The sequence below is a fragment of the Vibrio rotiferianus CAIM 577 = LMG 21460 genome (genome assembly GCF_002741985.1).
GTDB lineage: Bacteria > Pseudomonadota > Gammaproteobacteria > Enterobacterales > Vibrionaceae > Vibrio > Vibrio rotiferianus.
Genome location: NZ_APHW01000064.1, coordinates 1 through 5,625, shown reverse-complemented (window position 1 = coordinate 5,625; position 5,625 = coordinate 1). Strand labels below are relative to the sequence as shown.

Annotated in this window: 8 protein-coding genes; all 8 read left to right on the top strand. The window is 32.4% G+C overall.

What is annotated here, in order from left to right:
* The coding region (locus B853_RS26065) for a hypothetical protein (protein ID WP_170001025.1) at window positions 1-625 on the top strand (625 nt) is incomplete at its 5' end.
* Window positions 626-701: 76 nt separating this feature from the next.
* Window positions 702-860, top strand: a complete 159-nt coding sequence (locus B853_RS26220; RefSeq protein WP_160167638.1) for a hypothetical protein — start codon at window positions 702-704, stop codon at window positions 858-860.
* A 470-nt stretch (window positions 861-1,330) separates the two neighbouring features.
* On the top strand, window positions 1,331-2,383 hold the full coding sequence (locus B853_RS15905) for a protein rep (protein ID WP_038885928.1): 1,053 nt from the start codon (window positions 1,331-1,333) through the stop codon (window positions 2,381-2,383).
* A 90-nt stretch (window positions 2,384-2,473) separates the two neighbouring features.
* Window positions 2,474-2,671, top strand: coding sequence for a hypothetical protein (locus B853_RS15900; RefSeq protein WP_038885927.1), 198 nt, complete (start codon window positions 2,474-2,476; stop codon window positions 2,669-2,671).
* A 290-nt stretch (window positions 2,672-2,961) separates the two neighbouring features.
* Window positions 2,962-3,222, top strand: coding sequence for a hypothetical protein (locus B853_RS15895; RefSeq protein WP_038887490.1), 261 nt, complete (start codon window positions 2,962-2,964; stop codon window positions 3,220-3,222).
* Between the two features lie 53 nt (window positions 3,223-3,275).
* The gene (locus B853_RS15890) at window positions 3,276-4,592 is read left to right on the top strand and encodes a hypothetical protein (RefSeq protein ID WP_128826932.1); all 1,317 of its coding nucleotides are present in this window, start codon (window positions 3,276-3,278) and stop codon (window positions 4,590-4,592) included.
* 25 nt (window positions 4,593-4,617) lie between these two features.
* Entirely contained in the window at window positions 4,618-5,037 is a 420-nt protein-coding gene (locus B853_RS15885) for a hypothetical protein (protein ID WP_128826931.1), read from the top strand.
* 76 nt (window positions 5,038-5,113) lie between these two features.
* A complete protein-coding gene (locus tag B853_RS26215) occupies window positions 5,114-5,272 on the top strand; it encodes a hypothetical protein (protein WP_160167638.1) in 159 nt (52 codons plus the stop codon).
* The last annotated feature ends 353 nt before the right edge of the window (window positions 5,273-5,625 follow it).

The following is a 5,625-nucleotide window of genomic DNA, read 5'->3' as shown; positions in this document are numbered from 1 at the left end:
GGTAAGTCATGTCTTACAACAAGCTTTAATCTATCAATTAAAGAATAACATTGAATACATTGATGAAATGATTTTAGTTGATTTAAAGGTAGGCGTTGAATTTTTCCAACATCAGGGCGATAAAATATCTGTTGTTTATGAAATTGAAAAGTTAGCCGATGTTGTGGGGGGTCTTGTTGAAACTGTTCGTAATCGCTTGGATTATATGCGTGAAAATGGTTTGAAAAATTATGACGGTAAGAAAATTTATTTAATGATTGATGAATATGCTCAAATAGCTTATCACAAGCCATTAGGTAGAGAGCAAAAAGAGATACACAATTCATTGCTTACCAATTTAAATAAACTTAGCACTCTTGGTCGTGCTTGTGGTGTTCGTTTAATTTGTGGTTTGCAGAAATGTACAACTTCTGAAATGGATAGCGGATTTAAAAATAATCTGCATGACCGAATTATTATGAAGTCTAATTCTAATCTAATTTTTAGTGAGGTTTTCGGAACTTCTGATTTTGGTGAGGGTGTTAAATTGCCTAAACCTTCTAAATTTAAAGCTGGCGAAATGTTGGCTTGGATTGACGGTGAAAGAGTCCCAAGCCATGTTAAGGGCTTTTTGATTAATGAGTAAGTGATCTAAAACTCCCCTGGTTTGGCACCGCAGGAACGAGGAGCCCCAACCAAGGGAGTTTTAAACGGTGAGCGATATGACAAACACAACTAAGCAAGTCCTTTTGAGACTACCCACAGAACAAGTTAAACAACTAGAGAAAATCGCAAATGAAAGGCGTTTAAAAAATGTTCAAACTCTTCTATATCGTTGGATTGAAAATGAGCTGATAAAATACGATAATGAAAGCAAGTAAAATATTACATTGTCAAAGTAATAAACTTTTAGCCCCTGACCTTGTCAGGGGTTTTTTTTAATCAAAACAAAAAATATATATAAAAAATAGCCTGTAATTGGCTTGTGTGGCTTTGTGGTCTGGTTTGGTGGTTAAGTTGTTAGTAACCCCCTTTGGGCTTCCTGTGGCGTTCTCTGGCGTTCTGTGGGGGGTTACTAATGACTTATCCATAAACGCACTTGACATCGTCAAGCAGTCCATAAAACGCAACATGCTAGACCCCTCCTGTTACTTGATACTATAAAGAAACAACTACCCCCCCCACAACATCGGCAATAATTCTATAAAAAACAATTGTTTAGTTATGTTTTTTGCGTTTCTCTCTGTTCCACGGTGTTTTTAACTTGACTTTTTTTTAACCAGTCCTTATATTGATATCATGTGATATTAATTGATATTGCATAGCTCTTTAACAAAATGGAGGTTGGCGAATGTCAGATAATAGATTTGACTATTTCAACAGCCTCAAGGATACAGGCGAAATTCTAGAAGATAGAACAATGCTTGTAAGTAAAGAGGCTGACGAATTAGAGAGTACGTGCGTTTTTACTTTGCGGAAAAAGCAAGCTACCGCTATCGGAAATGCTTTTATTAATTTAGATATGGAAAAGAAAGGGGAATATATAAAAGACTGTGGGGGCTTACTTGGTTTTAAAGAGTGTCCTAGTGGTCATTTTAAAAAGCTTGCATATGCTAATTTTTGCGGTCAAAGGCTTTGCCCTATGTGTCAATGGCGTAGGAGTTTAAAAACTTTTGGACAGGTTAGCCAAATATATAGAGTTTTAACAACTCGTTTTAATGAGCGTTCTTATTCTGCTTTAATGCTTACTTTGACAATTAAGAATTGTGAGCATGGGGAATTAAAAAATATTATTGAAAATTTAACAAAAGGTTTTAACCGTCTTTTCGATTGTTCAAAAAATAGATTACCTTTTAAGGTTCAGGGTTATTTTAGAACCGTTGAGGTAACTTATAATGAAAGAAAAGATAATTTTCATCCCCATATTCATGCTTTAATATTAGTTAATAAAGCGGATTATCAAAAATATTTTAAATTACAAGATAGAACTATTTTTAAAACTCAAAGTTTAATTTCTAATGCTTGGCGTAATCTTTTAAAAGTTGATTACAACCCCCATGTACACGCTCAAAGGATGTATAATTCTGAATTGAAAATGATTGCTGAGGTTGCTAAGTATGCGACAAAACCTAGTTCTTATATAAAAAAGAACAAAGATGGTGATTATTTTGTTTCCGAAAAAGTTTTATTAGAAATACATAACGGATTATTTAGAAAGCGTTTAATTTCTTTTGGTGGACTTTTTAAGGATATTAAAAAAGAACTATCTTTGGAAGACATAGAGAAAACTAGTGATTTGATTAATATTAGCGAAAAAGATAAGCATCATTTAAATTGTCCGCATTGTAGACAAAAACTAATAGACCATTTATATAAATTTAAACATGGTTTTTATGTTGGTTAATATAATAGTGCTTTTCGGGTTAAATGTCTTTTTATTTAGCCCGTAAAAGTGCAAGGGTTTTAAAGGGCTTGCCCTTTCTAAGGAGTTTTTATGCGTGAATATATACCAAGCGAAGAAACTAAGAAATATTTAACTGAAGATGATTTGATTTATTTGGCTAAGTATCGTGACGAACTTGAACGAGAAAGCGAAATAAAAATTAAAGAATTTGAAAAAATGTTAAAACCTTTACCCCCTGAATTATATGAAAAAATACTTTTTTTGAATAGAAGATATAAAAAAGTTTAATTTTTCTCTTGACTTCTCTTTTTATAATTACTATATTGATATCAGTTGATATTAAATGATATCAGAGTTTAATAAATAGAAAGTTTTTATTTTGGGAGAAATAAGAGTAAAAGAAATTGTTCAGACTTATAGGGACGGTTTACAGTCTTCTCATAGAAGATTAAGACCTAAAAACGAGGAAGAACAAAAACAGTTGTTTTTAACATTAGCAATATCGAGTTATATATACGAAAGGCTAATGAGAGAAATTGATTTAATTGATAAATATCTAAGAAAATAGAGAGGAAATTATGGATATGAAACTGACAATTACAGGAACAATTAACGGCAAGCGTGAAACTAACTGGGACAATAAAACGCAACATTATTTGCAGTTCTTAGCACAAGATAACGGGGCAATTAAAGTTATTGATGTTCGCTTAGCAGAGGGCGACCCTCTAGGCTATCAGAATGGCGATAAGGTTCAAGTTGATGTAAGGGCTTACAGTTCTAAAAATGGCGTTGGCTTTGAGGCTCTTTCGCCATGTCGCAAAGAGACAAAGAGTGCTTAATATTACATTTGTTTAAGGGGGCTTATGCCCCTTTACTTTAACAGGGGCTTAATATGTATAATGATTTTATCAATTGTTCTCCGACTTCCTTTTTAGAGAAATATATTTTAGATTCTAAGGTTTTTGATTTTGATTTTTGGGATTTAAGAAATATTTATATCACTTCATTTTCTCGACACTCTAAAACTAAAGAGTTTGCAAAAACTCTATTAGATTATGTCGAGAGTAACGAAAAAGAAAAGTTTAATAAACTTGTTCTTAATCTTTATTTGGTTAAATACGAGGCTTATCAGGATTATATTTTTAATCTTTTTATGGCTAAGTATGATAACAAATATAATTTTAATTTCCTTTTTGAAAGTAATTTGATTGATATTGAATCGCCTTTTGTTGGTTTGGAATCAATTTTAAATAATGATAGTTATAATATATCCGTCATTAATAGCGAAACTTTAGAGCAATTGGAAACCAAGGTTAGTAATTCGTTAGAAAATTTTAATATTCTTTTTAATAAGTCTTTTAATTGCTTTGTTACTTTTAATACTTTTGATTATTCTGACATGGATGATTACATTAGCCATGATTTTAATTTTTTAACTTACTGTAGCCGTTTATATCTTTATTCTGCTTTATTTTCGAAAGATAAATATTTTGTCCAGCAATCTAATATTTATCAAATTTATTTACAGCTATTTAGCGGTGAAAATCTAAATGAAATAAATGATGAAAGAGTTAAAAAAATGGTTTTGAGTTTAAAGGATAGTATTTTTAATTTAATCGTTAATCCTTTCGGCGAGGCTATGAAATTTGTGTCCTTGCCTTATAAATTTAATTTAAAAGATGAATTTAAACAACAGGTTTTATCAAGTCCTTTCATGGAAGACAAAAAAGGTGTTTATTTATATTCATCTGATAGTGTTGTTAAAAAAGATAAAATAGAAAGTTTAAGAGATGACATTGAAAATTATATTGGTTGCTCTGTTAGTATTTACGCTGAAAAGGGTTATATTTTCGTTTGTAAGGGTGGTTTTTCTGATAAGGCATTTGAAAGCATTAAATCATCCCCTGTACTTGATAAAACAACTGTTAATAATGGTTATATTTATTACGGTGTTACTTCTGACGGTGTCAAGATTGGGCGAAGTATTGAAGATGATAAACATTTACTACTTGTCGGTCAGTCGGGTTCTGGTAAGTCAGTCTTACAACAAGCTTTAATCTATCAATTAAAGAATAACATTGAATACATTGATGAAATGATTTTAGTTGATTTAAAAGGTGGCGTTGAATTTTTCCAACATCAGGGCGATAAAATATCTGTTGTTTATGAAATTGAAAAGTTAGCCGATGTTGGTGGGGGGTCTTGTTGAAACTGTTCGTAATCGCTTGGATTATATGCGTGAAAATGGTTTGAAAAATTATGACGGTAAGAAAATTTATTTAATGATTGATGAATATGCTCAAATAGCTTATCACAAGCCATTAGGTAGAGAGCAAAAAGAGATACACAATTCATTGCTTACCAATTTAAATAAACTTAGCACTCTTGGTCGTGCTTGTGGTGTTCGTTTAATTTGTGGTTTGCAGAAATGTACAACTTCTGAAATGGATAGCGGATTTAAAAATAATCTGCATGACCGAATTATTATGAAGTCTAATTCTAATCTAATTTTTAGTGAGGTTTTCGGAACTTCTGATTTTGGTGAGGGTGTTAAATTGCCTAAACCTTCTAAATTTAAAGCTGGCGAAATGTTGGCTTGGATTGACGGTGAAAGAGTCCCAAGCCATGTTAAGGGCTTTTTGATTAATGAGTAAGTGATCTAAAACTCCCCTGGTTTGGCACCGCAGGAACGAGGAGCCCCAACCAAGGGAGTTTTAAACGGTGAGCGATATGACAAACACAACTAAGCAAGTCCTTTTGAGACTACCCACAGAACAAGTTAAACAACTAGAGAAAATCGCAAATGAAAGGCGTTTAAAAAATGTTCAAACTCTTCTATATCGTTGGATTGAAAATGAGCTGATAAAATACGATAATGAAAGCAAGTAAAATATTACATTGTCAAAGTAATAAACTTTTAGCCCCTGACCTTGTCAGGGGTTTTTTTTAATCAAAACAAAAAATATATATAAAAAATAGCCTGTAATTGGCTTGTGTGGCTTTGTGGTCTGGTTTGGTGGTTAAGTTGTTAGTAACCCCCTTTGGGCTTCCTGTGGCGTTCTCTGGCGTTCTGTGGGGGGGGTTACTAATGACTTATCCATAAACGCACTTGACATCGTCAAGCAGTCCATAAAACGCAACATGCTAGACCCTCCTGTTACTTGATACTATAAAGAAACAACTACCCCCACAACATCGCAATAACTTCTATAAAAACAATTGTTTAGTTATAGTTTTTGTCG

What these genes read in the sequence shown, in the direction of transcription:
- B853_RS26220 (WP_160167638.1), top strand. Translation starts at nt 702, where the DNA reads ATGACAAACACAACTAAGCAAGTCCTTTTGAGACTACCCACAGAACAA.
- B853_RS15905 (WP_038885928.1), top strand. Translation starts at nt 1,331, where the DNA reads ATGTCAGATAATAGATTTGACTATTTCAACAGCCTCAAGGATACAGGC.
- B853_RS15900 (WP_038885927.1), top strand. Translation starts at nt 2,474, where the DNA reads ATGCGTGAATATATACCAAGCGAAGAAACTAAGAAATATTTAACTGAA.
- B853_RS15895 (WP_038887490.1), top strand. Translation starts at nt 2,962, where the DNA reads ATGGATATGAAACTGACAATTACAGGAACAATTAACGGCAAGCGTGAA.
- B853_RS15890 (WP_128826932.1), top strand. Translation starts at nt 3,276, where the DNA reads ATGTATAATGATTTTATCAATTGTTCTCCGACTTCCTTTTTAGAGAAA.
- B853_RS15885 (WP_128826931.1), top strand. Translation starts at nt 4,618, where the DNA reads ATGCGTGAAAATGGTTTGAAAAATTATGACGGTAAGAAAATTTATTTA.
- B853_RS26215 (WP_160167638.1), top strand. Translation starts at nt 5,114, where the DNA reads ATGACAAACACAACTAAGCAAGTCCTTTTGAGACTACCCACAGAACAA.